General features: G+C 63.8%; 21 protein-coding genes and 1 pseudogene. 10 read left to right on the top strand and 12 right to left on the bottom strand.

Features of this window, described 5'->3' with window-relative positions; all coding sequences use genetic code 11:
* The first annotated feature begins 82 nt into the window (after positions 1-82).
* Positions 83-1,621 carry an amino acid permease gene (locus tag AB1Z25_RS08660; protein ID WP_486637034.1) on the top strand — a complete coding sequence of 513 codons (1,539 nt, stop codon included), beginning with the start codon at positions 83-85 and terminating at the stop codon, positions 1,619-1,621.
* A gap of 99 nt (positions 1,622-1,720) precedes the next feature.
* Positions 1,721-2,359 carry a LysE family translocator gene (locus AB1Z25_RS08655; protein WP_486637033.1) on the top strand — a complete coding sequence of 213 codons (639 nt, stop codon included), beginning with the start codon at positions 1,721-1,723 and terminating at the stop codon, positions 2,357-2,359.
* Positions 2,360-2,434: 75 nt separating this feature from the next.
* On the opposite strand, the gene AB1Z25_RS08650 is transcribed toward AB1Z25_RS08655, so the two are convergent.
* The 5 genes from AB1Z25_RS08650 to AB1Z25_RS08630 form a co-directional block, all read right to left on the bottom strand.
* On the bottom strand, positions 2,435-2,638 hold the full coding sequence (locus tag AB1Z25_RS08650) for a DUF2788 domain-containing protein (protein WP_019099892.1): 204 nt from the start codon (positions 2,636-2,638) through the stop codon (positions 2,435-2,437).
* A gap of 114 nt (positions 2,639-2,752) precedes the next feature.
* Positions 2,753-3,637: a DMT family transporter gene (locus AB1Z25_RS08645; protein WP_227103550.1), complete on the bottom strand. Its 885-nt coding sequence runs from the start codon at positions 3,635-3,637 to the stop codon at positions 2,753-2,755.
* A 57-nt stretch (positions 3,638-3,694) separates the two neighbouring features.
* Entirely contained in the window at positions 3,695-4,921 is a 1,227-nt protein-coding gene (locus AB1Z25_RS08640; RefSeq protein WP_474456347.1) for an argininosuccinate synthase, read from the bottom strand.
* Positions 4,922-5,018: 97 nt separating this feature from the next.
* A complete protein-coding gene (gene argF, locus AB1Z25_RS08635; RefSeq protein WP_107799423.1) occupies positions 5,019-5,942 on the bottom strand; it encodes an ornithine carbamoyltransferase in 924 nt (307 codons plus the stop codon).
* 192 nt (positions 5,943-6,134) lie between these two features.
* A complete protein-coding gene (locus tag AB1Z25_RS08630) occupies positions 6,135-8,093 on the bottom strand; it encodes an aminotransferase class I/II-fold pyridoxal phosphate-dependent enzyme (RefSeq protein ID WP_107799424.1) in 1,959 nt (652 codons plus the stop codon).
* Positions 8,094-8,308: 215 nt separating this feature from the next.
* Between AB1Z25_RS08630 and dinG the strand changes: the two genes are divergently transcribed.
* From dinG to AB1Z25_RS08615, 3 genes and pseudogenes are all read left to right on the top strand, one after another.
* The gene (dinG, locus tag AB1Z25_RS08625) at positions 8,309-10,435 is read left to right on the top strand and encodes an ATP-dependent DNA helicase DinG (RefSeq protein WP_235088972.1); all 2,127 of its coding nucleotides are present in this window, start codon (positions 8,309-8,311) and stop codon (positions 10,433-10,435) included.
* A gap of 126 nt (positions 10,436-10,561) precedes the next feature.
* Positions 10,562-10,846, top strand: a pseudogene (locus AB1Z25_RS08620) (DUF3579 domain-containing protein); the annotation flags it as partial.
* A 210-nt stretch (positions 10,847-11,056) separates the two neighbouring features.
* On the top strand, positions 11,057-12,226 hold the full coding sequence (locus AB1Z25_RS08615; protein WP_107799426.1) for a porin: 1,170 nt from the start codon (positions 11,057-11,059) through the stop codon (positions 12,224-12,226).
* 52 nt (positions 12,227-12,278) lie between these two features.
* On the opposite strand, the gene AB1Z25_RS08610 is transcribed toward AB1Z25_RS08615, so the two are convergent.
* Positions 12,279-13,163: a LysR family transcriptional regulator gene (locus AB1Z25_RS08610; protein WP_048412147.1), complete on the bottom strand. Its 885-nt coding sequence runs from the start codon at positions 13,161-13,163 to the stop codon at positions 12,279-12,281.
* A gap of 114 nt (positions 13,164-13,277) precedes the next feature.
* Here AB1Z25_RS08610 and AB1Z25_RS08605 point away from each other — a divergent pair, with 114 nt between their 5' ends.
* The 3 genes from AB1Z25_RS08605 (at position 13,278) to AB1Z25_RS08595 (ending at position 16,416) form a co-directional block, all read left to right on the top strand.
* Positions 13,278-13,922, top strand: coding sequence for an NAD(P)-dependent oxidoreductase (locus AB1Z25_RS08605; protein WP_486637032.1), 645 nt, complete (start codon positions 13,278-13,280; stop codon positions 13,920-13,922).
* 477 nt (positions 13,923-14,399) lie between these two features.
* A complete protein-coding gene (locus AB1Z25_RS08600; protein ID WP_107799428.1) occupies positions 14,400-15,800 on the top strand; it encodes an L-serine ammonia-lyase in 1,401 nt (466 codons plus the stop codon).
* 85 nt (positions 15,801-15,885) lie between these two features.
* A complete protein-coding gene (locus tag AB1Z25_RS08595) occupies positions 15,886-16,416 on the top strand; it encodes a GNAT family N-acetyltransferase (RefSeq protein ID WP_486637031.1) in 531 nt (176 codons plus the stop codon).
* Here the strand turns inward: AB1Z25_RS08595 and AB1Z25_RS08590 are convergent.
* From AB1Z25_RS08590 to AB1Z25_RS08580, 3 genes are all read right to left on the bottom strand, one after another.
* Positions 16,404-17,576, bottom strand: coding sequence for an MFS transporter (locus AB1Z25_RS08590; protein ID WP_486637030.1), 1,173 nt, complete (start codon positions 17,574-17,576; stop codon positions 16,404-16,406). The two genes, AB1Z25_RS08595 and AB1Z25_RS08590, sit on opposite strands and share 13 nt — an antisense overlap.
* A gap of 68 nt (positions 17,577-17,644) precedes the next feature.
* Positions 17,645-18,046, bottom strand: coding sequence for an RNA-binding S4 domain-containing protein (locus tag AB1Z25_RS08585; protein ID WP_486637029.1), 402 nt, complete (start codon positions 18,044-18,046; stop codon positions 17,645-17,647).
* Positions 18,046-18,702, bottom strand: a complete 657-nt coding sequence (locus tag AB1Z25_RS08580; RefSeq protein ID WP_486637028.1) for a fumarylacetoacetate hydrolase family protein — start codon at positions 18,700-18,702, stop codon at positions 18,046-18,048. Before AB1Z25_RS08580 ends, AB1Z25_RS08585 begins: the two co-directional genes overlap by 1 nt.
* A 343-nt stretch (positions 18,703-19,045) precedes the next feature.
* On the opposite strand from AB1Z25_RS08580, the gene AB1Z25_RS08575 reads away from it, so the two are divergent.
* The gene (locus AB1Z25_RS08575) at positions 19,046-20,746 is read left to right on the top strand and encodes a PHA/PHB synthase family protein (RefSeq protein WP_486637345.1); all 1,701 of its coding nucleotides are present in this window, start codon (positions 19,046-19,048) and stop codon (positions 20,744-20,746) included.
* 157 nt (positions 20,747-20,903) lie between these two features.
* Positions 20,904-22,082, top strand: a complete 1,179-nt coding sequence (locus tag AB1Z25_RS08570) for an acetyl-CoA C-acetyltransferase (protein WP_235088980.1) — start codon at positions 20,904-20,906, stop codon at positions 22,080-22,082.
* Positions 22,083-22,154: 72 nt separating this feature from the next.
* Here AB1Z25_RS08570 and AB1Z25_RS08565 read toward each other — a convergent pair whose 3' ends face one another.
* The 3 genes from AB1Z25_RS08565 to AB1Z25_RS08555 form a co-directional block, all read right to left on the bottom strand.
* Positions 22,155-22,520 carry a DOPA 4,5-dioxygenase family protein gene (locus tag AB1Z25_RS08565; RefSeq protein ID WP_486637027.1) on the bottom strand — a complete coding sequence of 122 codons (366 nt, stop codon included), beginning with the start codon at positions 22,518-22,520 and terminating at the stop codon, positions 22,155-22,157.
* A 299-nt stretch (positions 22,521-22,819) separates the two neighbouring features.
* Positions 22,820-23,086 carry a hypothetical protein gene (locus AB1Z25_RS08560; protein WP_235088982.1) on the bottom strand — a complete coding sequence of 89 codons (267 nt, stop codon included), beginning with the start codon at positions 23,084-23,086 and terminating at the stop codon, positions 22,820-22,822.
* 7 nt (positions 23,087-23,093) lie between these two features.
* Positions 23,094-24,050: a LysR family transcriptional regulator gene (locus AB1Z25_RS08555; protein ID WP_235088985.1), complete on the bottom strand. Its 957-nt coding sequence runs from the start codon at positions 24,048-24,050 to the stop codon at positions 23,094-23,096.
* Between the last annotated feature and the right edge of the window lie 89 nt (positions 24,051-24,139).

Here is a 24,139-nt window from a genome sequence, read left to right as displayed (position 1 = left end):
GGCCTCCGCCGCCGTTCGGGCGCCGGCGCGTACGCGCGCCTAGGCGGAAAACCACAGACATGCACAATGAGAGAGGAACATCATGGAACCAGTTCGGCATGAGTCCGCGCCCGTCGGCGAGGACGAGAAACTGTTGCACAGCATGGGTTACGCTCAGGAGTTGTCCCGACGCATGAGCGGCTTTTCCAACTTCGCCATCTCCTTTTCCATCATCTGCGTGCTGGCCGGCGGCATCACCGCCTTCCCGGCCGGACTCAGCGCCGGCGGCGGCGCGGCCATCGGCATAGGCTGGCCGGTGGGCGCGCTGTTCGCCGCCATCGTCGCCGTGGCCATGGCCCAGATCGCCTCCGCCTACCCCACCGCCGGCGGGCTTTACCACTGGGCGTCCATTCTGGGCGGCAAGGGCCTGGGCTGGACCACCGCCTGGATCAATCTGCTGGGACTGATCTTCGTCACCGCCGCGGTCAATTTCGGCGTTTACGACCCCTTCTTCAAAACCCTGGTCGCACCGCTGCTGGGCCTGAATCCGGAACAGCTGGGCTGGGGCCATCAGACCTTGTTCCTCGCCGTGGTGGCGCTGAGCCAGGCCTGGCTCAACCATCTGGGCATCAAGCTCACCACCCGGCTGACCGATCTGTCCGGCTATCTGATCTTCGTCGTCACCCTGGCCCTGGTGGTGTCGCTGCTGATCTACGCGCCTGGACCGCTGGACTTCTCCCGCCTGTGGACCTTCCACAATTACAGCGGCGCCGACGGCGGCACCTGGCCGCGGATGGACAATACGGTGATGGTGTTCCTGGCCGGCCTGCTGCTCACCGTCTATACCCTGACCGGCTACGACGCCTCCGCCCACACCTCGGAGGAGACCCGCGAAGCGGCGCGCAATGTGCCCAAGGGCATCTTGCGCTCGGTGCTGTGGTCCGGCGTGTTCGGCTATCTGATGATCTGCGCCTTCGTGCTGGTGCTGCCGGACCTGGGCGCCGGGGTCAAGGCCGGCATGGGCTTTTTCGATCTGCTGCTGAGCGCGCTGCCGCCGGCCTTGAAGGCGGCGCTGGGCATAGGCATCTTTCTGGTCAACTATCTGTGCGGCCTGGCCTGCCTGACCTCCACCTCGCGCATGATGTACGCCTTCGCCCGCGACGGCGGCCTGCCGGCCTCGCGCTGGCTGCGCCAGGTGCATCCGCAACACCGCACTCCGGGCCCGGCGATCTGGGTCAGCGCCGCGCTCGCCATCGCCGCCACCTTGTACGGCGACGCCTTCCTGGTGCTGTCCACCGGCGCCGCGGTGTTCCTGTACATTTCCTACATCCTGCCGTCCGCCGCCGGCCTGTTCGCCGAGGGCCGCAGCTGGACCCACAAGGGGCCGTTCGATCTGGGCCGGGCGTCCAAGCCCATCGCCGCGCTGGCCACCCTGGGCGGCGCGGTGCTGGTCTTCGTCGGCATCCAGCCGCCGAATGAGAAGGTCTTGTACCTGACCGTCGCGCTGCTGCTGGTGCTGGCCTTGTTCTGGTTCGCGCTGGGCGTGCGCAAGCAATTCAAGGGACCGCCCACCGGCCAGCGCATCCAGGGCCATCAAGCGCATATCCGCGAAATCGAAAGCGCGCTGGACGAGGCAGGCTGAACGCGCAGTCCAAGGGAGACCGGCGCGGCCGGACAAAGCGCTTGTCTCCCGGCGGCAAATGCGGAATCATCCGGACACGAACCACCGCCAGAGAAGCCCATGCTCGTCACCCCGGAACAATTGCTCGCCTTCACCGCCGCCGCGATGCTGATCACCCTGTCGCCCGGCCCGGACAATCTGATGGTGCTGAGCCAGGGCATCGCCCGCGGCCGCCGCCAGGGCATGGCCTTCGGCCTGGGCTGCGCCTTGGGCTGCCTGAACCACACGGTGCTGGCCGCGCTCGGCGTCAGCGCGCTGATCGCCGCCTCCCCGCTGGCCTTCACGCTGCTGAAGTTCGCCGGCGGCGGCTATCTGATCTATCTGGGCTGGCAGGCGCTGCGCAGCCCCGGCGCCAGCTTCCAGGCCGGCGCCGCCGGGCGGGACGCCGCGCCGCTGGCCGCCACCTTCCGCAAAGGCCTGATCGCCAATGCGATCAACCCCAAGGTGGTGCTGTTCTTCCTCGCCTTCCTGCCGCAATTCGTCAACCCGGCCCAGGGTCCGGCCGGGCTGCAGATCGCCGTGCTCGGCCTGATCTTCACGCTGCAAGGCGCGCTGATCTTCGGCTGCCTCGGCTATTTCTCCGGCACCATCGGCCAATGGCTGTCCAAGAGCCGCCGCGCCAGCCAGTGGCTGGACCGCATCGCCGGCAGCGTGTTCATCGCGCTGGGCTTGAAGCTGATACTGGACCGCGGTCACTAGCGGCTAGCGCGTTTTCCAGGGGCCATAAAAAAGCCGGCAAGCAAGCTTGCCGGCCGTTCGCTGTCTCGCGAGCCTTCATTTCTGGATCAGGAACTCCACCAGCACATTCTTGAACAGGAAACCGGACACGCCGAAACCCAGCACCAGGAACAAGATGAACATGCCCATCTTGCCGGCCTGAGCCTTCTTGCCCAGGTCCCAGATGATGAAGCCCATGAAAATGATCAGGCCGCCCAGGCACACGATCATGGAAATATTGGTGAATTGTTCTTCCGACACTTGTTATCCTTTGCGTCCACAGCAGATCACGGACCGGCGGGGTCTTAGCGATGCGCCCCGCCTGGCCGTAATAAGATACTCGCCATCGCCCTCCGGCTCAATGCCCGCGCGCGCCTATCGGCGCCAGCGCAACCTCTGCAACACCAGGGCGACGCCCAGCGCGGCCAACAGCATGCCGCCCACCGCCAGCAGGCTCAATTGCTCGTCGAACAGCCACCAGGCCTGCACCGCGGCCAGGCCCGGCGTCAGATAGAAATAGCTGGCCACCTTGCTGACATCGCCGTCTTTCAGCATGCGCATCAGCAGCAGGATGGCGAGCACCGACAGCGCCAGCACGCTCCAGCCCAGGGCCAGCGCCAGTTGCGCGTTCCAGTGGATGGCCTCGCCGCGCTCCAGCCCCAGCGCCAGCGCGCCGGTAATCAGAAAGGCCGCCAGGTATTGATGGAAGGCGCCGGTCAGCGGATGCACGCCCTGGCCGAAGCGTTTCTGGTACAAGGTGCCGGCGGTGATCGCGCACAAGGCCAGCGCGGTCAGCCACAGGCCGGGATTGGCGCCTAACTGCAAGCCCTTGCCGCCCAGCACCACCAGCAGCGCGCCGCCAAAACCTATCGCCAGGCCCAGCCATTGCATGCGGCTCAGCCGCTGCTCGCCCATCAGCCAGCTCAGTATCGCAGTCAGTATCGGCTGCAGGCCGACGATCAGCGCGGTGATGCCGGCCGGCACCGCCAGCTTGATGCCGGCGAAGCTGGCGCCCAGATAAAGGCCGTGCAGCATCGCGCCGCAAGCCCATTGGTGCTTGGCCGCCGCCAGGCCCGGCCAGGCGGGCCGGAAGCAGGCGATCAGCGCGCCGAAGCACAGCAGGGTCAGACCCATCCGTATCGCCAAAAAGGTGAACGGGCCGATGAAAGGCAGGCCCAGCTTGGCGCCGATGAAGCCGGTGCTCCACAGCAGCACGAAGGCCCAGGGGATCCAGGCATTGGATCGATGATTGGTTTCCATATTTTGCGTCATTAAAAAAAGCCCCCTGCGGGGGCTTTTGGGGTCCAACGCGGCGCGTTAGCCGCGTTTCTGTTTGGCGTTGCCGGCAATCCGCATCCGCAACGCGTTCAGGCGGATGAAACCGGCCGCGTCGGCGTGATTGTAGGCGCCGCCGTCTTCATCGAAGGTGGCGATGGCGGGGTCGAACAGCGAGTCGGTCTTGGATTCGCGGCCCACCACGATCACATTGCCCTTGTACAGTTTCAGCCGCACCCAACCGTTGACCGTGGCCTGGGAGGCGTCGATCATGCCTTGCAGCATCAGACGCTCCGGGCTCCACCAGTAGCCGGTGTAGACCAGCTTGGCGTACTTGGGCATCAGTTCGTCCTTCAGGTGGGCCACTTCGCGATCCAGGGTGATGGATTCGATCGCGCGGTGCGCCTTCAACATGATGGAGCCGCCCGGGGTTTCGTAGCAGCCGCGGGACTTCATGCCCACATAGCGGTTTTCCACGATGTCCAGCCGGCCGATGCCGTGCTTGCCGCCCAGGCGGTTCAGCTCGGTCAGCACCTGGGCCGGGCTCATCGCCACGCCGTTGATCGCGGTGATGTCGCCCTTCTCATAGCTCAGCTCGAGGTATTCGGCCTGATCCGGCGCGTTCTCCGGGCTCACCGTCCACAACCACATATCCTCTTCCGGCTCCGCCGCCGGGTCTTCCAGCACCGTGCCTTCATAGGAGATGTGCAGCAGGTTGGCGTCCATCGAATACGGGCTGCCGCCGTTCTTCTTCTTGCTGATGTCGATGCCGTGGGTTTCCGCGTAGTTCAGCAGTTTTTCCCGCGACAGCAGATCCCATTCCCTCCACGGCGCGATCACCTTGACGTCCGGCTTCAGCGCGTAATAGCCCAGCTCGAAGCGCACCTGATCGTTGCCCTTGCCAGTGGCGCCGTGAGACACCGCGTCGGCGCCCACCTGATTGGCGATCTCGATCTGGCGCTTGGCGATCAACGGCCGCGCGATCGAGGTGCCCAGCAGGTACTCGCCTTCATAAACGGCGTTGGCGCGGAACATCGGAAACACGAAGTCGCGGACAAATTCCTCGCGCAGATCGTCAATGAAGATGTTTTCCGGCTTGATGCCCAGCGACACCGCCTTCTTGCGCGCCGGTTCCACTTCTTCGCCCTGGCCGATGTCGGCGGTGAAGGTCACCACCTCGCATTGATAGGTATCCTGCAGCCACTTGAGAATTACCGAAGTATCCAGACCGCCGGAATAAGCCAGTACCACTTTCTTGATGTCAGACATTTTGTATTCTTTCAAATCCATTGATTGCCGGATCCGGCCCGCGCCTGGCGCGGCCTTGCCGAATCGCGTAAACGGCGGGCTCGCCCGCGTCGTCAGTTCAGTCGTAGCGCTGGCCCAGCAGCAGGAACTCGATCAGCGCCTTCTGCACGTGCATGCGGTTTTCCGCCTCGTCCCAGACCACGCTCTGCGGCCCGTCTATCACCGCGGCGGCCACTTCCTCGCCCCGGTGCGCCGGCAAACAGTGCATGAACAAGGCGTCCGGCTTGGCCAGCTTCATCAGCTCCGGCGTCACTTGGTAGTCGCGGAAAGCTTCCAGCCGCGCTTCCTTCTCCGCCTCGAAACCCATGCTGGTGAACACATCGGTGGTCACCAGGTCCGCGCCGGTCGCCGCATGGCTGGCGCTGTGGCTGGGTTCGAAGTGCTCGGGGCCGTAATGCTGGCCGTCCAAGGCCTTGAGCTCGAAGCCCACCGGCGTCGCCACCTTGAGCTTGAAGCCCAGGATGCGAGCCGCCTGCAGCCAGGTGCGGCAGACATTGTTGCCGTCGCCTATCCAGGCCACGGTCTTGCCCTTGATCGAGCCGCGCTGCTCGATATAGGTGAAGATGTCCGCCAGAATCTGGCACGGGTGGTATTCGTTGGTCAGGCCATTGATCACCGGCACCTTGGAATGCGCGGCCAGCCGCTGCACCAGCGCCTGCTCATAGGTGCGGATCATGATGATGTCGCTCATCCGGGACAGCACGCGGGCGGTGTCCTCGATGGGCTCGCCGCGGCCCATCTGCGAGCTTTGCGAGTCCAGGAACATCGCGTGGCCGCCCAGTTGCGCCATGCCCGCTTCGAAAGAAACGCGGGTGCGGGTGGAGTTCTTCTCGAACACCATGGACATCACCTTGCCGACGAGCGGCTGGTACAGCTGGCCGTCGCTACGTCGTCGTTTCAGGACCTTGCTGCGCTCGAAGAGATGGCGGTATTCCTCGTGGGTCAGGTCGCTGAATTGCAAGTAATGCCTAGGGGACGTCATGGTGCTCCATTTCAAAAAAAAAGCCACCGCGCGTTCGACACCGTTTCAGTGTCCTTCATGCGCGATGGCACATTACTACACGCTGGTCTCAAGTCATTCACAGGCGTCGCAAGCATGCCTACGCAAAGCGCATGATTTACATAATTGCGACAAGACTTATATTTATCGGAAATCAGCCTGTCTGACAAGCATTCATTTGAACAAGGCGCGTCCAGGCAGTTGCGCCAGCTCCCCTTCTTTGAGCACTCGCAGCAAAAACTCGCCGCCATCCTCGGCCAAGCCGTGCATTTCTATGGATTTCTGGGTTTTTTGCAGCCGCGCCAAATACGCGAGAATGGTGTCGTCTATCACCTGGCCGGGCACCAGCACCGGAATGCCGGGCGGATACGGCACGATCTGGTCGCAGCAGACCCGTCCGACCAGGGCTGCGTTGGGGCGGCCGTCGTCGTCCAGCAGCGGCAAGCGCTCGCCGGCCTCGTAAAAAGCGTCGCGCGGCAAGCTGGCCAGACGGGAGAAACGCGGAATCTCCGGCATCCTTCCCAGCGGTCGCGGCGGACGCTTTTCCTTGGCCAACCTCAGCATGGCGTCATAAAGCCGCGACACCTTGCTGCGGGTGGTGCCCAGGGTCAGCAGCAGGGTGATGGTGCTGAACGTGGATTTCTCCACCTGGATGTTGTAGCGCTCGAACAGCGCCTGCTGCAATTCGTCCGCGGTGAAGCCGGACTGGGTGATGTCCACGGTCAGCTTGGTCGGGTCCAGCTGGATGCCGTCCTCCCTCACCTCCTCCGGCAATAGGTCCGACAGTTCCAGCACCCGGAAAGCGCCGGTGGAGTTGATCTTGTCGCGCAACTCCTGCGCCAGCTTCAGCGTGCGGTCCAGCAGCCGGTAGCCCTCCATCACCGCCTGTTTGCGCGCCACGTCCAGGCTGGCGATCAGGTTGTACTGCGGGCTGGTCGACGCGTGCATATTGAAGTTCTCGCGGAACAGATGCGCGTCGAAGCCGGGGTCGTTGACGTGGATCATGCTGGCCTGGGAGAACGCCGACAGCACCTTGTGCGTGCTCTGGGTCACGTAGTCAGCGCCGGACTCCAGCGCCGTCGGCCGGAACGCCGGGTGGAAACGGGCGAAGCCGTACCAGGCCTCGTCGACGATGACCTTGATGCCCTGCTCGTGCGCGGCCTCGATGATGGGCTTCAGATCGTAACGCAGCCCGTCGTAGGTGCAGGAGGTCAGGATCAGCACCCGCGCGTCGGGGTTGGCGTCGATCGCGGCGAAGATGGTTTCCTTGGGCACCGGTCCGAAAATGCCGAACTGCTTGTTGATCGAGGAATCCAGATACACCGGCAGCGCGCCGGACAGAATCACGCCGTGATGCACCGATTTGTGACAATTGCGGTCCAGCAGCAGCTTGTCGCCGGGCGCCAGCAAGGTCTGGAAGATCACCTTGTTGGAGGTGGAGGTGCCGTTGGTGGCGAAGTAGGTGCGCTTGGCGCCGAAGGCCTTGGCCGCCAGCATCTGCGCCTCCTCTATCACCCCGGTGGGGTGCAGCAGCGAATCCAGCATCGGCACCGACACCGACAGGTCGGCGCGCAGCATGCTCTCGCCGACGAAGTCGTGAAAATCGCCGACCCAGGGACTGCCTTTCAAGGAATCGCCGCCGGAATGGCCCGGCGTATGCCAGGAATCCTTGGCCATGCGCACGTACTGCTTGAGCTTGTCGTAGAACGGCGTCGCGGACTTTTCCGCCAGCTCCGCCGACAAAATGCGGAACCAGCCGTGGAAATCCAGCTCGTCGCGGTAGAAATAGCCGTCCACCGCGTGGCTGGCCAGGTCTTCCACCAGCGCGCGCTCGTCGTCGTCGAACAATAAGACATACAGCGAAATTTCCGGACGGAAGGCGCTGATGCGGTTGGCCAGCTGCGCCGCCGCCTGACTGACGCCCTTCTCCTGCAACTGCTTGTCCACCAGCACCACCTGGACGTCGCCGTCTCGGGCGATCTGATCCAGCGCGTCCTGACTGCGCGCGACGCCGACGAAAGTCAGGCCGTAGGGGTTTTCCAGCCGGACCGCGGCGGCGCCCAGTCCGGCCAGCACATCGGCCTGCCATTTGGCGTCGTCGCTGACCACCAGCACTCGGCTAACGGGTGTCATGATCGGGTTTCTCCTGTTGATATTGCTTTGCGCTGTTATTGATGGATTTGTCTGCCTAAGTCGCTCGCGCAATTTCGCTTGTTTTTATATTTGCCTATCCTATCCACATCCGCGCATCGCCGTCATTTTGCAGTCGCACATCAGGATTTCCCCATATTCGACGCCCGGCTTGGCGCGGCCAGACAAGGCCGCCCCCTTGCGGTACAATCGCCGCCATGCTGACCCCTGCTGAAAAAGACGCGATTCGCGACCATTACCGGACCATAGCCGACAACTTGCCGGGCTTCCGCCCGCGCGCCGCGCAACGCCGCATGCTGGCGGAGATCGCCAACGCGCTGTCGCGCAGCAAGGACAAGGAAGGCGACGACTGGCCGGAGCGCGCCGGCGAAAGCATCGCCGTGATCGAAGGCCCCACCGGGGTCGGCAAAAGCCTGGCCTACCTGCTGGCCGGCGGCGTGATGGCCAAATCCCGCGCCAAGAAACTGGTGGTCACCAGCGCCACCGTCGCCCTGCAAGAGCAACTGGTCAACCGCGACCTGCCCTTCGTCGTCGAAAACAGCGGCCTGCCGCTGACCTTCGCCCTGGCCAAGGGCCGCGGCCGCTATCTGTGTCCGCAGCGCATTTACGCGCTGACCGCCGAGAACGCCCAAGGCCAGTTGCTGGACCTGGACCCGACGCTGGCGCTATGGGACCGCAAGCCGGAAGCCGGCGAAATCGAAACCCTGCGCCAGCTGGCCGACGCCTTCTATTACCGCCGCTGGAACGGCGACCGCGACGCCTGGGAAAGCGTGATAGAGGACGGACTGTGGTCGCGCGTCACCAACGACCGCCACGGCTGTTTGAAAGCCGCCTGTCCCAACCGGCCGGAATGCCCGTTCTATCTGGCGCGCGACGTGCTGGAAAACGTGGACGTGGTGGTGGCCAACCACGACCTGATGCTGGCCGACGTGTCCATGGGCGGCGGCGTCATCCTGCCGGCGCCGGAAGAAAGTTACTACTGTATCGACGAGGCGCACCACCTGGCCAAAAAGGCGGTTAACCAGTTTTCCGCCGAACATTCGCTGGCTCAGGCCATGTCCTGGCTGGACAAAGTGGCCGCCGCCGCCATCCGCGTGGAGGCGCTGACCGACAAGGTGGACATCGTCAGCCAGGCGATAGAAGCCGCCAGCGCCTGCTCCGAAACGCTGACCGAGTGGCTGTGGCTGCTGGAAGGCGAAGACGCGCTGGCCGCCTCCAGCGACAATCTGGAGCCCACCTGGCTGATAGAGGACGGCGTGCTGCCGGAACGCTTCCAGGGCCCCACCGCCAATATGGCCACCTCGGCCCGCTCGCTGTTCAAACAGCTGAGCCTGCTGACCGACGCGCTGGGCGAGGCGCGCAAGGATAAGGGCGGCGAAGCGGCGCAAGTCGACAAGACCGCCTCCGATCTGGGCTTTCTGACCGCGCGCGCCGAGCAACTGCTGGCGGTGTGGGAGTTGTTTGAAAAAGAAACCGAGCCCGCCAGCCCGCCCATCGCCAAATGGATCACCCGCCGCGCCGAGGGCAAGGGCGATTACCTGTTCTCCGCCTCGCCGGTCAGCGCCGCCGCCAGCCTGGCCGCCACGCTGTGGCGCCGCGCCGCCGGCGCCATCCTGACCTCGGCCACGCTGCGCTCGCTGGGCGAATTCGACCTGCTGCTGTCGCAGACCGGCCTGAAGTGGATGCCGGAAGTCAGCTGCGTGGCGCTGGATTCCCCTTTCAATTTCGACGAGCAGGGCGAGCTGTATCTGCCGCCGATGCTGGCCAGCCCCAAGGACGCCGGCGGCCATACCCGCGAAATCGTGGAATGGCTGCCCAAGCTGATCGATGTGCAAGAACCGGTCGGCACCCTGGTGCTGTTCTCCTCCCGCAAACAAATGCAGGAGGTCGCCGCCGGCCTGCCGGCCGCGCTGCGCGAGCGGCTGCTGATTCAGGGCGAAATCCCCAAGAGCCTGCTGATAGAACAGCACCATCAGCGGCTGAAACAGAGCGAACCCAGCGTGATCTTCGGCCTGGATTCCTTCTCCGAAGGCCTGGACCTGCCTGGCGAAAGCTGCGTGCACGTGATTATTGCCAAACTGCCGTTCGCAATGCCGGACGATCCAGTGGGCAAAACCCTGTCGCGCTGGATAGAGAAACGCGGCGGCAATCCCTTCATCGAGATCACGGTGCCGGAAGCTTCGATCAAGCTGGTGCAGGCCGTGGGCCGGCTGATCCGCACCGAACGCGACTACGGCCGCGTCACCATTCTGGACAACCGCTTGCAAAAACAAAGCTACGGCAAGCGGCTGCTCGCCTCGCTGCCGCCATTCAAGCGCATCTGATTTTCGGGTAAAATGCTAAATATTCAGCAACAAACAAAACGCCTGAACATAAAACGCCAAGCGCAAATCGCTTAGCAGACGATAAAAAACAGGCTAAACCAAAAGCAAACACTCCGGTCCACCGCCATGATCTGCAATCCATACGAAATAGTCATCCAGGGCATCACTTCCGAGGGGCGCACCTTCCGCCCCAGCGACTGGGCCGAACGCCTGGCCGGCATCCTAGCCTCCTTCGACGATCAGAAACTGCACTACCACGCCCATGTCCGCCCGATGATGCTGGACGGCGTGCGCTGCGTGGCGGTGGACAAGAAACTGGAGAAAATCAGCCCGCAGGTGTTTTGCTTTCTGATGGACTTCGCCAAGGACAACGATCTGCGCATCGTCGATTGCCGCACCCTGCTGGACGAGGTCTACCCCAATCAATTCTTGGCGTAATTGCAACACTACCCCTGTCCGAATTGTCTTGATGCAACAACATTGCAACACCCACGTCATATTTTGTGGCTAAACTAAGACATGTGTTGTGGCGATACCGCACTTATCTACTATAGATATTGCAGGTCCGCCAGCTTCGGCACCTGACTTTAGTAAAGCAAAAACTGACTTGGAGCATTCAAGATGCAAAAGAAAAATCTGGCAGCCCTGCTTGCCGCAATGTTCGCCTTGCCCGTTGTCGCCCACGCTGACGTAACCATCTACGGTTTCCTCAGCGGCGGCATCGAATCGAGCAAAGCCACCGGTTCCGGCGGCAGCGAATACAGCAGCCGCACCCGCATCGTCGACCACAACTCCCGCATCGGCTTCAAGGGCTTTGAAGACATCGGCGGCGGCACCAAGGCGATCTGGCAGGTGGAAAACAGCCTGCGCAACTTCGAACAAGGCGGCACCAACGACAAAGGTCAGAGCGCGACCTTCGCCACCCGCAACACCTTCATCGGCCTCGACAACGGCGATTTCGGCCGCGTGCTGCTGGGCCAACACGACTCCGCCTACAAGATGTTCACCGGCAGCAGCAACAGCGCGCTGGGCACCGACCTGATGGTCAACACCACCGCCGACAACTTCGGCAGCAGCTCGGTCAACAGCCGCGGCGAAGCGCGTATGGCCAACTCCGTACACTACTTCTCCCCGAGCTGGGCCGGCTTCAAGCTGGGCGCGTCCTGGGGCGTGGACGAGAGCCGCGTATCCGGCAACGACTCCAAACGCATCTCCCTGGGCCTGGGCTACACCTGGCAAGGCCTGAACCTGGCCGCCGCCTGGGATCGCCAGTACGATACGGCCGTTATCGCCAACAGCAACTCGTACAACAACTCCAGCCCGGCGGTACTGTCGCTGAACTCCGGCAAGAACGTCACCTTCTACGGCCTGGCCGCCAGCTATAAGTTCGACACCGGCACCTTCGTCGGCGGCAACTACGAGTGGGGCACCTACGACCAGGTAGGCGGCGGCCAAGTTAAGCAAGACGACTGGCTGATCGCTCTGGGTCAGGACTTCGGCGCGGCTTCGGTCAAGCTGTCCTACGGCCAGCTGGGCACGCTGAAGAACACCTCCGCCGGCGTTAACGGCGACGACTTCAAGGCCAAGCAATGGACTCTGGGCGGCACTTACAACCTGTCCAAAACCACTCAAGTGCTGGCTTACTACACCAAGATCAGCAACAACGCCAAGGCCAAGGCCAACTTCGCCAACAACCCGGTATACGATAGCAATCTGGGTGCCAGCAACGCTTCGTTGACCGCCGGCAACGACCCGCAAGCCTTCGGCGTAGGCTTCAAGATCGCCTTCTGATCCTGAACGACTGCCGTTCCAATCACGCCGCCGGCCCTGCCGGCGGCGTTTTTCATTTGCTCAGGCTGGCGCGCAAGGCCTCGATCGCGTAACGCACTTTGGCCGGCTGAATGTCGCGGCGCGGCGTCACCGCGTAAATCGCCAGCGGCGGCAAGCTCCACTCCGGCAATACTCGCAATAAGCGGCCGTCGGCCAGTTCCTGACGAATCTCCGGCTCCGGCTGCACCGCCACCCCCATGCCGGCCAGCACGAACTGGCGCGCGGCGACGATATTGTTGCTGACCAGGCGCGCGTCCGGTTCGGCGGTGAAGCGGCTGCCGTCAGCGTGCTCGAAGGCCAGCCAACCCAGCTTGCGGTCAGACAAAGCCACCCACTGCAGCGCGGACAATTGCTCCGGCCGCGTAATCGCCGGCTGACGCGCGAGATAAGCCGGCGACGCGCACAGCACATTGGGCCAGTCCGCGAGGTGGCGCGCCACCAGGCTGGAGTCCTTCAGCACGCCGGCGCGCAAAGCCAGATCGATGCGGTTGTCCACCAGATCTATCATTTCATCATGGAAGAACAAACGCAGCTTCAGGCCCGAGTGCGCGCTCAGCAGCGGCGTCAGCGCCTCGCTCAACAAGGCGCCGGCAAAACCGGTGGGCGCGGCGATGCGCAGCTCGCCCACCGGCGCGTCGCGCAGCTCCAGCAAGCGCTGCTCGGCCAGCTGCGCCGCGGCCAGCATATCGGCGCAGCCCTGATAGAACAGGCTGCCGGCCTCGGTCAGCGTCAGCTTGCGGGTAGTCCGGTGCAACAGGCTGACGCCGTGCTGCTGCTCCAGCTTGCTGATGTGCTGGCTGACCGCCGACGGCGTCATGCCCAGTTCGCGCGCCGCGCCGTTCATCGAGCCCTTGTCCACCACCATGGCGAAGACCGCCATCCGTCTCAACGCATCCATTATTAAGTCCATCTAAACTATCAATCTTATTTTTGCCGGATTATCGCTCTATAATCAAGCTGCTATTCTGAACGCCATCAAACTTCATCACGTTTATCGCGAAAAGGAATCCCCATGAAAATCGCTCTGATCGGCGCCAGCGGCTTTGTCGGCTCGGCCGTCTTGCAAGAACTGCTGGCCCGCAAACATCAAGTCAGCGCCATCGTCACCACTCTGTCCAAGCTGCCGCAACACCCGCAGCTGAGCGGCGTGGCCGCCGACGCCTACCAGGCCGGCCAGATCGCCGCCGCCGTGGCCGGCCACGACGCCGTGGTCAGCGCTTTCAACCCCGGCTGGGACAAGGCCGACATCCAGGCGCTGGCCGTCAAGGGCCACGATGCCATCGTCGCCGGCGTCAAGCAGGCCGGCGTCAAGCGCTTCCTGGAAGTGGGCGGCGCCGGCAGCCTGGAAGTGGCCCCCGGTGTGCAACTGGTCGACACGCCTGAATTCCCGGCGGAATGGAAAGAAGGCGCGCTGGGCGTGCGCGAAGCGCTGCGCCGCCTGCGCGAGGAAAGCACGCTGGACTGGACCTTCGTCTCGCCGCCAGCCTTCCTCCACCCGGGCGAGCGCAGCGGCAAATACCGCCTGGGTGGCGATCAGCTGCTGTTCAACGGCGACAAGCCGGCCGATATCAGCGTGGAAGACCTGGCCGTGGCCATCGTCGACGAACTGGAAAAACCGCAACATCTGCGCCGCCGCTTCACCGCCGCCGCAGTCTAAGAGCGTGTTTACGATCTCGCGAGCTAGGGCGAGACAAGGCGAAAGCGGCTGAGAACGCGGAATGTACGCGTGGTGCATGAGCATTTCGAAAGGGTACTCACCGTGTCACGTCTCACGACGCGCAGCAGATCGTAAACAGGTTCTAAGCTCCAAGCCCGGCTCGCCCGGGCTTTTTCACGCCCCATTCCCCTCTCCGGCCTGCCCCAAGGGCCTTCCGCCCGCCCGGTTCATGCCGTCCGAATGCGAAGCGGTTTCAACTCGTCGAATCCCCGACGCAACTTAGTCCTGACTCTATAATTCTAAATTGACAGCCGTCGCCGGCTTGTCTAGATTGCCCGGCTGCCGCAAGATGGCGAGGCGCAGGCCGGCCCTCGCGCCAAAGCCGTGCGAAACCATGACAACGACAATAATAAGGACGGCCCAGGCCGTCCGGACAACAACCCGCTTAGCGGGACACAGCCCTTAAAGAGAAGCATTATGGCCATCAGTGTTTTTGATTTGTTCAAGATAGGCATCGGCCCGTCCAGCTCCCACACGGTTGGACCGATGCGCGCCGCGCGCCAATTCATCGCCCGGCTGGAAAAAGACGAGTTGCTGGCTCAGACCGCCAGCGTGCGCGCCGAAATGTTCGGCTCGCTGGGCGCCACCGGCAAGGGCCACGGCACCGACGTCGCGGTCTTGCTGGGCCTGCAGGGCGAACAGCCCGACCTGGTGGACACCGACGCGGTGGACGGCATGCTGGCCGCCATCCGCGCCGACAAGTCCGTCGCCCTGCTGGGCAAGCAGACCGTGCCCTTCGTCGAAGGCGAACACCTGATTCTGCACAAGAAAAAAACCCTGCCCTACCACCCCAACGGCATGATTTTCGAAGCCTTCGACGCCGCCGGCGCCAGCCTGTCCAAGCGCGCTTATTACTCGGTGGGCGGCGGCTTCGTGGTCGACGAGGCCGCCATCGACGCCGGCTTCGTGCCGCCGGGCGTCACCGAGCTCAAGCACCCGTTCAAGAGCGCGGCGGAATTGCTGGCGCTGTGTCAGCGCCACGGCAAATCCATCAGCCAGATCATGCTGGAGAACGAGCTGGCCTGGCGCAGCGAGGAACAAGTGCGCGCCGAGCTGCTGAAGATCTGGCAAGTGATGCAGGACTGCGTCAAGCGCGGCTGCGAGCGCGAAGGCATCCTGCCCGGCGGCATGAAGGTGAAGCGCCGCGCCGCCGACATGCACCGCAAGCTGCTGGCCTCGCCCGAGGCGGCGCTGCGCGACCCGCTGACGGTGATGGACTGGGTCAATCTGTACGCGCTGGCGGTGAACGAGGAAAACGCCGGCGGCGGCCGCGTGGTCACCGCGCCCACCAACGGCGCGGCCGGCATCATCCCAGCGGTGATGCACTATTACGCCCGCTTCGTGCCCGGCGCCAGCGACGACGGCATTGTGCGCTTCCTGCTCACCGCCGGCGCCATCGGCGTGCTGTTCAAGCTCAACGCCTCCATCTCCGGCGCCGAAGTGGGCTGCCAGGGCGAAGTGGGCTCGGCCTGCTCGATGGCCGCGGGCGCCTTGGCCGAAGTGCTGGGCGGCACCCCGGAACAGGTGGAAAACGCCGCCGAGATCGGCATGGAGCACAATCTGGGCCTGACCTGCGATCCGGTGGGCGGTCTGGTGCAAGTGCCCTGCATCGAACGCAACGCCATGGCCTCGGTCAAGGCCATCAACGCGGCGCGCATGGCGCTGCGCGGCGACGGCCAGCACTTCGTGTCGCTGGACCGGGTGATCAAGACCATGCGCGACACCGGCATGGACATGAGCACCAAGTACAAGGAAACCGCGCGCGGCGGCCTGGCCATCAATGTCATCGAAGTGCCGGTGAATATTGTTGAGTGCTGAGCCGCAGGCCTGTTAGCATCAAAGCCGATGGCGCTTGCGCCGTCGGCTTTTTTTACGACCTCATCCCGCGAAATCCGAACCAGCCATGCATCACATCGCCACCGCCAGACTGCAACTGCGTCCGCTGCACGCCAGCGACGCCCCCTTCATGCTCAAGCTGCTGAACGAGCCGGCCTTCATCGCCAATATCGGCGACAAGGACGCCCACGATCTGCTCGGCGCGCTGCGCTATATCGAGGAAGGCCCACAGGCCAGCTATCGCAAGCACGGCCACGGCCTCTTGCTGGTGGAACGGCTGGACGACGGCGCCCCGGTCGGCATCTGCGGCCTGGTCAAGCGTGACGGCCTGGACTACCCGGACATCGGCTACGCCTTCCTGGAGCAATACTGGGGCTGCGGCTACGCCAGCGAAGCCGCGCTGGCCGCCATAGAACACGGCCGCGAGCAACTGGGCCACGCGGTGGTGGTGGGCATCACCGCGCCGCACAACCTGGCGTCCATCCGCGTGCTGGAGAAAATCGGCCTGCTTTATCAGGGCCGTATCGAACTGCCCGGCATCGACGGCGACAGCTGTTACTTCGTGCCGCCGGCCCTGTTGAAAGATCAGCCCGCCTGAGCAGGCGCCGCCGGCCGCAGCCAGCGCCGGCACAGCAACACGCCCAGCGCGGCGGCGGCCGTCGACATCGCGAACGTCGTCGCCATGCCGCCGTGCGGCCACACCAGCCCGCCGATCAGGCCGCCGGCGCTGCCGCCAACCCCAAACGAGGCGATGATGTACAGACCCTGGGCGCGGCCGTGGTGATGTGGGTCGAACATGCGGTGGATCAAGCCCACCGAGGCGGCGTGGTGCAGGCCGAAAGTCAGCGCGTGCAGCAGCTGCGCGCCTATCGCCACCCAGGCCAGCTCGGCCGCGGCGGCGATCAAGGCGAAACGCAGCGCCGCCGCCAATAGCGACGCCAGCATCAGCGTTTCCAAACGCGCGCGCGCCATGATCTTGGGCATCAACAGGAATACCGCCACCTCGCTGACCACGCCCAGCCCCCACAGCATGCCGATCGCGCCTTGCTCATAACCCGCCTGCTTCAGGCCGATGGAGAAAAAGGTGTAGTAAGGGCCGTGGGCGAAGGCCATCAGGAAGCAGCAGCCGAACAGCGCCATCACCTCCGGCCGCCGCAGCGTGGCTGCTATCGGCGCCGACGGTCCGCTCTTGCGCTCGGCGGCCACTTCCGGCACCCGCCAGGCCGCCACGGCCACCAGGGCCAGCAGCGCGCACAGCGCCCAGGGCAGATTGCCTATGCCGATGCCGTCCAGCAGCAGGCCGCCGCTCATCGCCAGACAGACGAAGCCTATCGAGCCCCAGACCCGTACCCGGCTGTAACGCCCCGGCTGCGCGCGCGTCAGGTGGGCGGTGCTGGCCTCCACCAGCGGCAGCGCCGCCGCCCAGAAGAAGTGGGACACCGCCAGGCTGACGAACACCCACCAGAAGGCTCGGTCCATCCCCACCAGCAGGAAGGCCGCCGCCGACAGCAGCGAAGTCGTCAGGATGATGGCGCGCCGGCGGCCGCGCCGGTCCGCCAGCCAGCCCCAGAAGCCGGGCGCCACGATGCGCGCCAGCGTGGACAAGGCCATCAGCACCGAGATCTGCCAGGCGGAGAAGGACAGCGATTGCAGATAGAGCCCCCAGAACGGACTGAACAGGCCCTGGAAGGCGAAATAACTGAAATAGAACAGGCTGAACGGCAGCAGGGATACGGCGGGTGACACGGAAGACGACATGATCTGAAGCTCGGCCCTTAAACGGGCTCCTGGTTGAAAACGTAAAACGGCGCGCGGCAAGCGCGCGCTCAGAACTGCCCTTTGAACTTGCCGATATCCCGCCGCGCCTTCTTGGTGGGACGGCCGTCTCCATGCGGAAAACTGGCGCGCTCCGCCTTCAATAGCAGCACCTGCTCTTCGCGCGCGCGCTGAGAAGCCTCGTCCTCGCGGTAAAGCAGCCGCGCCTCCTGCGCCGGCCGGCGCTGGGTGCTCAGCGCCAGCACCTCGACGCGGTATTCCAGCTGATGGATGCGCATCACCAGCTGGTCGCCCTCCTTGACCACCCGCGACGCCTTGACCCGGTCGCCGTTGACCTGCACCCGCCCCAGCTCCAGCGCCTCGTGCGCCAGCTGCCGGGTCTTGAAGAAACGGGCGGCCCACAACCATTTGTCGAGACGGACCTTGCCGTCGTCCTCGCCTGAGGCCGCCATCAGAGCACGCTCCATTCGGCGGCGGCCAGGCCCTCCAGCCTCAGGCTGAGCCGGTCGCCGGAACGCACCGCCGCCACGCCCTCCGGCGTGCCGGTATAAATCAGATCGCCGGCCTGCAGGCCATAGGTCCGCGACAGATAGGCGATGATGGCGGCCACCGGAAACAGCATCAGGCCGGTGTCGCCCTGCTGGCGCAGCTCACCGTTGACGCGTAATTCGAAGCGCAGCCGCTGCGGATCGGCCACCCGTTCCGCGGGAACCAAGCGCGACAGGCTGGCGGCGGTGGGGAAACCCTTGGCCTTGGTCCACGGATGGCCCTTGCTCTTGGCCGCCGATTGCACATCGCGCGCCGTCATGTCTAGGCCGATGCCGTAGCCGGCCACATGGCCTAGCGCTTCCGCTTCCGCGATATCGCGGCCATCCTTGCCTATCAGCAGCACCAGTTCGCACTCATGGTGAACGTCGCTGGAATAATCGGGCAGCCGCAGCGGCTCGCCCTCGCCGGCCAGCGCCGACGTCGGTTTCAGGAACACCAGCGGCTCGTCCTCCAACGGGTTGCTCAACTCCGCCGCGTGCGCGGCGTAATTGCGCCCGATGCAGAAGACATTGCCCACCGCGATTTCCTGATCGCCCAAGCGCGCCTTGAATGCCGGCATGACTATCCTTTCCCGTTCTGTTCAACCCCAATCGAATCTCCGCGATTATCCCATAAATTCCACCCCCTCGGCATGCCAGGCCAAAAGGACAGCTAGGCAGATTGTGCACCGCGGCAACAAGATGCGGCTTTCGACGCGCCTTATCGTCCTCCTCCCGGTGAAAATGTCATGCAACCCTGTTACAGTCATGGCGTACCTTGCGACCGCACATTTTGTTACACGGTCCAATGCAGGAAAGCTTCGATAACGCTTCGGCACGTTTCAGGAGACAGCTTTGACCCAAGAAAGTACAAACCCGCTGGATAGTTTCTTCGCCAGCCTATCCGAGGCCAACCAACAATGGATGCAGCAGTTCGTCAACAACCTGCCGCTGCCGCCGCAACCTGGAAATGCTGAACTGCCGCTGGCCAATGCCTGGGGCGCCATGCTCAGCAACGCCGGCCAGCTGTTCGCCTGGCAAAGCAGCTTGTATCAGCAGCAGATGAATCTGTGGTCGCAATTCCTGGGCCAGGCGCCCGCCGCCAATGGCGACGCCTCGGCGAAAAAGGGCGACCGCCGCTTCGCCTCGCCGGAATGGGACGAACACCCGTTCTACCACTTCCTCAAGCAAGGCTATCTGCTCACCAGCAAATGGATGACCGAGCTGGTCGACAACGCCCAGCTGGAGGAGGAAGCCAAGGACAAGCTGGCCTTCGCCACCCGCCAATACCTGGACGCGGTCTCCCCCAGCAACTTCATGCTGACCAACCCGGATGTGATGAAACGGGCGATAGAGACCAAGGGCGAAAGCCTGGTCGACGGCATGAAGAACATGCTGGAAGACTTCCAGAAGGGCCATATCTCGATGTCGGACGAGAGCCAGTTCGAGATCGGCAAGAACATCGTGGTCACTCCCGGCGAAGTGGTGTTCCGCAACGACTTGATCGAACTGATCCAGTACACCCCCACCACCGGCCAGGTCTATGAAAAACCGCTGCTGATCGTGCCGCCCTGCATCAACAAGTACTACTTGATGGACTTGCAGCCGGACAACTCCATGGTCCGTCACTTCGTCGCCCAGGGTTACCGCGTATTCCTGATCAGCTGGCGCTCGGCGGAACCGGAGATGAAGCACTTCACCTGGGAAAGCTATATCGAGAAAGGCGTGATCGCCGCGGCGGAAACCGTGCGCAAGATCAGCAAGCAGGACAGCATGAACGCGCTGGGCTTCTGTGTCGGCGGCGTGATCCTGACCACCACCCAGTGCGTGCTGCAGGCGCGCGGGCTCAAGTACTTCGACTCCACCACCTTCATGACCTCGCTGATAGATCACGCCGAGCCGGGCGAGATCTCCTACTTCATCGACGAGAACCTGGTGGCCAGCCGCGAAGCCAAGATCGCCGCCGGCGGCATCATCAGCGGCAAGGAGATAGGCCGCACCTTCGCCAGCCTGCGCGCCAATGATCTGGTATGGAACTACGTGGTCAACAACTACCTGCTGGGCAAGACGCCGGCGCCGTTCGACCTGCTCTACTGGAACAACGACGCGGTGGACCTGCCGCTGCCGATGCACACCTTCATGCTGCGCCAGTTCTACATGAACAACGCGCTGACCAAGCCGGGTTCCATCACCCTGTGCGGCGTGCCCATCGACGTTTCCAAGATCGACATCCCTGTCTACATCTTCGCCGCGCGCGAAGATCACATCGTGTTGTGGAGCTCCGCCTACTCCGGCATCCACTACCTGACCGGCGCGCCGTCGCGGCGCTTCGTGCTGGGCGCCTCCGGCCATATCGCCGGTTCGATCAATCCGGTGACCAAGGACAAGCGCAACTACTGGGTCAACGACAAGCTGCCCCAGCACGCGGACGCCTGGCTGGAAACCGCGGAAAGCCGCCCCGGCAGCTGGTGGAAGGACTGGGACGCCTGGCTGGCCCCTCAATCCGGCAAGAAAGTCGCCGCGCCCAAGAGCCTGGGCAGCAAAGACTTCCCGCCGCTGCAAGCGGCGCCGGGCAGCTATGTGCTGGCCAAGGCCATGCCCAGCGTGGTGGCCAGCCTGCAATAAGAACCTGTTTACGATCTGCTGCGCGTCGGCGGGATGGATAGACATGGGCGTTGAAAGCCGCTTCGCAACGCTTTAGCGGCCTCTCCGCCCCGCCGCCGGCGCGCTGGCCGACACACCGACCTTCGCGGTCACATTGAAGAGAGAGACGGAGAAAAACATGGAAGTCGTGATTGTCGCAGCAACCCGCACCGCCATCGGCAGTTTCGGCGGCGCGCTGGCCAAGATCCCGGCCCCGGAACTGGGCGCCACCGTCATCAAATCCCTGCTGGCCAAAACCGGCCTGAAACCGGAAGACGTCAGTGAAGTCATTCTCGGCCAGGTGCTGACCGCCGGCAGCGGCCAGAACCCGGCGCGCCAGGCGCTGATCAAGGCCGGCCTGCCGGTCACCACCCCGGCCACCACCCTCAACGTGGTCTGCGGCTCCGGCCTGCGCGCCGTGCACCTGGGCGCCCAGGCCATCGCCAACGGCGACGCCGACATCGTCATCGCCGGCGGCCAGGAAAGCATGTCCCTGTCGCCGCACATCCTGCCCGGCTCGCGCGACGGCTTCCGCATGGGCAACGCCCAGCTGATCGACACCATGGTCAACGACGGCCTGACCGACGCCTACAACGCCTACCACATGGGCATCACCGCTGAAAACGTGGCGGAAAAGTACGGCATCGGCCGCGAAGAGCAGGACGCGCTGGCGCTGGCCTCGCAGCAACGCGCCGCCGCCGCTCAGAAAGCCGGCAAGTTCAAGGACGAAATCACCCCAGTGCTGGTGCCGCAGCGCAAGGGCGATCCGCTGGCCTTCGACAGCGACGAGTTCATCAAGCACGACGCCAGCGCCGAAGGCCTGGCCAAGCTGCGCGCCGCCTTCAAGAAGGAAGGCACCGTCACCGCCGGCAACGCTTCCGGCATCAATGACGGCGCCGCCGCGGTGCTGCTGATGTCGGCCCAGAAGGCGGACCAGCTGGGCCTGAAGCCGCTGGCCGCGATCAAGGGCTATGCGCTGACCGGCTGCGCGCCGGAAATCATGGGCATAGGCCCGGTGGCCGCCACCCGCAAGGCGCTGGACAAGGCCGGCTGGACCGTGGAGGAGCTGGATCTGGTGGAAGCCAACGAAGCCTTCGCCGCCCAGGCGCTGGGCGTGGCGCGCGAACTGGGCTGGGGCCCGGACAAGGTCAACGTCAACGGCGGCGCCATCGCGCTGGGCCACCCGATCGGCGCTTCCGGCTGCCGCGTGCTGGTCACCCTGCTGCATGAAATGCAGCGCCGCGACGCCAAGAAGGGCCTGGCCACGCTGTGCATAGGCGGCGGCATGGGCGTGGCGCTGGCGGTGGAACGGCGCTAAAACCGGTACCCGTCAATCACAAAACCCACCGGCTCCGGCCGGTGGGTTTTGTTTTGGCCGCGCCCTCCGCGGCTAGCCCGAGCGCCCGTTGTCGCCGTGCTGGCGCAGAAAGTCCATGTTCAACTCCAGCGGCGCGCCCAGCCACATGGCGAAGTCGCTGTGGTCCTCGACATCGTCGCCGGTCAGCGGATGCAGCAGCACGCTCAGCCCTTCCCGGTTCAGCATCAGCCACGGCACGATCTGGCCGAACAAGGCCGGCGCGAAGGCGATCTGATACGCGCCCACCGGATGCGGCCCGTAAGCCTGCTCTCGCCAGCGCCCCAATTCCACGGCGAAGCGCTGCGCCACCGCCTCGCGCAGCCGCCGCGCCGCGGCTTGCTGCGCCGCGTCGAAATACACATGGGCGTGATAGCCCGTCGCCTCGATGGCCTCTTGCATCGCCTGTCCCCCGCCCCCGCCGCGTTCGCGGCGGCCGGCCCCGAATAAAGCCGGTAAAGCTATCGTCTCCGCCGAAAAAAATCAACAAGCATATTTTGACGGCGCGCGCCAGCCCTTGATCCGCAAGCAATCCGCGCCAAACAAAAACCTCCTGGCCGCAAAGGCAGGAGGTTTGGGCGATTGGCCGGCCCGCTGGCCGGCGTAGACGGTCGGATGGACCGTGAAGGGAAACAGCGCACGGATCAAAACCAGCGAGGCGCTCAGCACATCAAGGCAGCCGCATCGCCGCGGCGCTCGCCTTAGTGAGGGACAATGATGGGCGCCCCGTCCGGCCCATGCTTCTTCTGATGTTTGGCCGCCCGCTTCTCCTTGGGCGTCATCAACGGCTGTTTTTTGGCTTCCTTGCTGCTGTGTCTTGATTTACTCATGATCAGCTCCTTGGCGTGCATCGGCGGTGCCAATGCCGGCTCCAGTATAGACCTCATCCGGGCTTGCCATGGCGATAAAATACCCATCCGGGCGTCAAGACCAGAGCGGCGGTTCCAATCGCCTTTTAAATGGTTCAATCAATACTTACACCTGAAACAAAGTCGCCGCCAAGGCCGGGATCGCCACGGCGAAACCCTCCGGCCCCAGTTGGCGAAAATGCTGCTGCGTCGCGCTAATAAAATCCTGGATGAAAGCGGGTTTTTCCCGACCATGTTTATCCTGCACGATCAGCGTGGGCGCGGGACTGAAATCGGCGAACGGTCTTCGTATCAACGCCGGTCCGTCCCGAGTGGCGCTGCCGGACGGGCACATATTCAGGATGGAACAGCCGAATCCCGCGGAAACCGCCGCGCGCACGGTTTCATAAGAGCGCGTCCTGAAGCGCACATGAGGCTGACAAGGCGATATGGCGAACAAGGCCAGCAAATACGCCGCCGTCTGCGGCAAATCCAACAATACCAGCGGCCGCAGCGCTAAATCAGCCAAGGAAACCGACTCTTGTTCCGCCAGCGGGTCTTGTCTCGACAGCAAGGCATGACAGGGCACTTTGCAGATACGGCTGACCTCCTCGTCCAAGTGAAAGCCGATATCGTAGGTCACGATCAAATCCACCTCGTCGGCCGCCAGCCAGCCGCGCAATTGCGACTGATCTCCTTCCCGCAGTTGGATGTCGACTTCGCCCTGGCCCTGTATATAGCGCTTCAGCACATCCGGCATGAATAAAGCGCCAAACGGCTCAAAACAGCCAATCCGCAATTGCACGGCGCCCGGCCGCGTCAGATTGGCGATGCTGCGATTAAACGTCGACTTCGCCTCCAACATATCCTGCGCCGCCAGCATGAATTGCTTGCCCGCCGGGGTGATTTTTACGCCTCGCGCCGGGCGGCGTTCAAAAATCCGAAATCCGATTTGGTGTTCCACATGAATGATGGCGCTCAACAAGGCGGATTTGGAAATCGGTATCGACTCCGCCGCCGCCGCGATGCTGCCCGTCAACGCCACCTCATAGACATAACGGATTTGTCTAATCGAAATATTCATGGCCCCGCCCCCTCGCCGGCATTGAGCAGCTTGTTAAAAGTCCGCCGCGCTTCAGCGATACGGCCTTGAAAACAGCTTCAGAATGCTCA

It is taken from the genome of Chromobacterium sp. HL1 (genome assembly GCF_057418835.1).
This window is presented reverse-complemented; position numbering and strand designations above follow the sequence as displayed.

Excerpts from the sequence above, each read along its gene's own strand:
- AB1Z25_RS08660 (WP_486637034.1), top strand. The coding sequence starts at position 83 with ATGGAACCAGTTCGGCATGAGTCCGCGCCCGTCGGCGAGGACGAGAAA.
- AB1Z25_RS08655 (WP_486637033.1), top strand. The coding sequence starts at position 1,721 with ATGCTCGTCACCCCGGAACAATTGCTCGCCTTCACCGCCGCCGCGATG.
- AB1Z25_RS08645 (WP_227103550.1), bottom strand. The coding sequence starts at position 3,637 with ATGGAAACCAATCATCGATCCAATGCCTGGATCCCCTGGGCCTTCGTG.
- AB1Z25_RS08640 (WP_474456347.1), bottom strand. The coding sequence starts at position 4,921 with ATGTCTGACATCAAGAAAGTGGTACTGGCTTATTCCGGCGGTCTGGAT.
- argF (WP_107799423.1), bottom strand. The coding sequence starts at position 5,942 with ATGACGTCCCCTAGGCATTACTTGCAATTCAGCGACCTGACCCACGAG.
- AB1Z25_RS08630 (WP_107799424.1), bottom strand. The coding sequence starts at position 8,093 with ATGACACCCGTTAGCCGAGTGCTGGTGGTCAGCGACGACGCCAAATGG.
- dinG (WP_235088972.1), top strand. The coding sequence starts at position 8,309 with ATGCTGACCCCTGCTGAAAAAGACGCGATTCGCGACCATTACCGGACC.
- AB1Z25_RS08615 (WP_107799426.1), top strand. The coding sequence starts at position 11,057 with ATGCAAAAGAAAAATCTGGCAGCCCTGCTTGCCGCAATGTTCGCCTTG.
- AB1Z25_RS08610 (WP_048412147.1), bottom strand. The coding sequence starts at position 13,163 with ATGGATGCGTTGAGACGGATGGCGGTCTTCGCCATGGTGGTGGACAAG.
- AB1Z25_RS08605 (WP_486637032.1), top strand. The coding sequence starts at position 13,278 with ATGAAAATCGCTCTGATCGGCGCCAGCGGCTTTGTCGGCTCGGCCGTC.
- AB1Z25_RS08600 (WP_107799428.1), top strand. The coding sequence starts at position 14,400 with ATGGCCATCAGTGTTTTTGATTTGTTCAAGATAGGCATCGGCCCGTCC.
- AB1Z25_RS08595 (WP_486637031.1), top strand. The coding sequence starts at position 15,886 with ATGCATCACATCGCCACCGCCAGACTGCAACTGCGTCCGCTGCACGCC.
- AB1Z25_RS08590 (WP_486637030.1), bottom strand. The coding sequence starts at position 17,576 with ATGTCGTCTTCCGTGTCACCCGCCGTATCCCTGCTGCCGTTCAGCCTG.
- AB1Z25_RS08585 (WP_486637029.1), bottom strand. The coding sequence starts at position 18,046 with ATGGCGGCCTCAGGCGAGGACGACGGCAAGGTCCGTCTCGACAAATGG.
- AB1Z25_RS08580 (WP_486637028.1), bottom strand. The coding sequence starts at position 18,702 with ATGCCGGCATTCAAGGCGCGCTTGGGCGATCAGGAAATCGCGGTGGGC.
- AB1Z25_RS08575 (WP_486637345.1), top strand. The coding sequence starts at position 19,046 with ATGCAGCAGTTCGTCAACAACCTGCCGCTGCCGCCGCAACCTGGAAAT.
- AB1Z25_RS08570 (WP_235088980.1), top strand. The coding sequence starts at position 20,904 with ATGGAAGTCGTGATTGTCGCAGCAACCCGCACCGCCATCGGCAGTTTC.
- AB1Z25_RS08565 (WP_486637027.1), bottom strand. The coding sequence starts at position 22,520 with ATGCAAGAGGCCATCGAGGCGACGGGCTATCACGCCCATGTGTATTTC.
- AB1Z25_RS08555 (WP_235088985.1), bottom strand. The coding sequence starts at position 24,050 with ATGAATATTTCGATTAGACAAATCCGTTATGTCTATGAGGTGGCGTTG.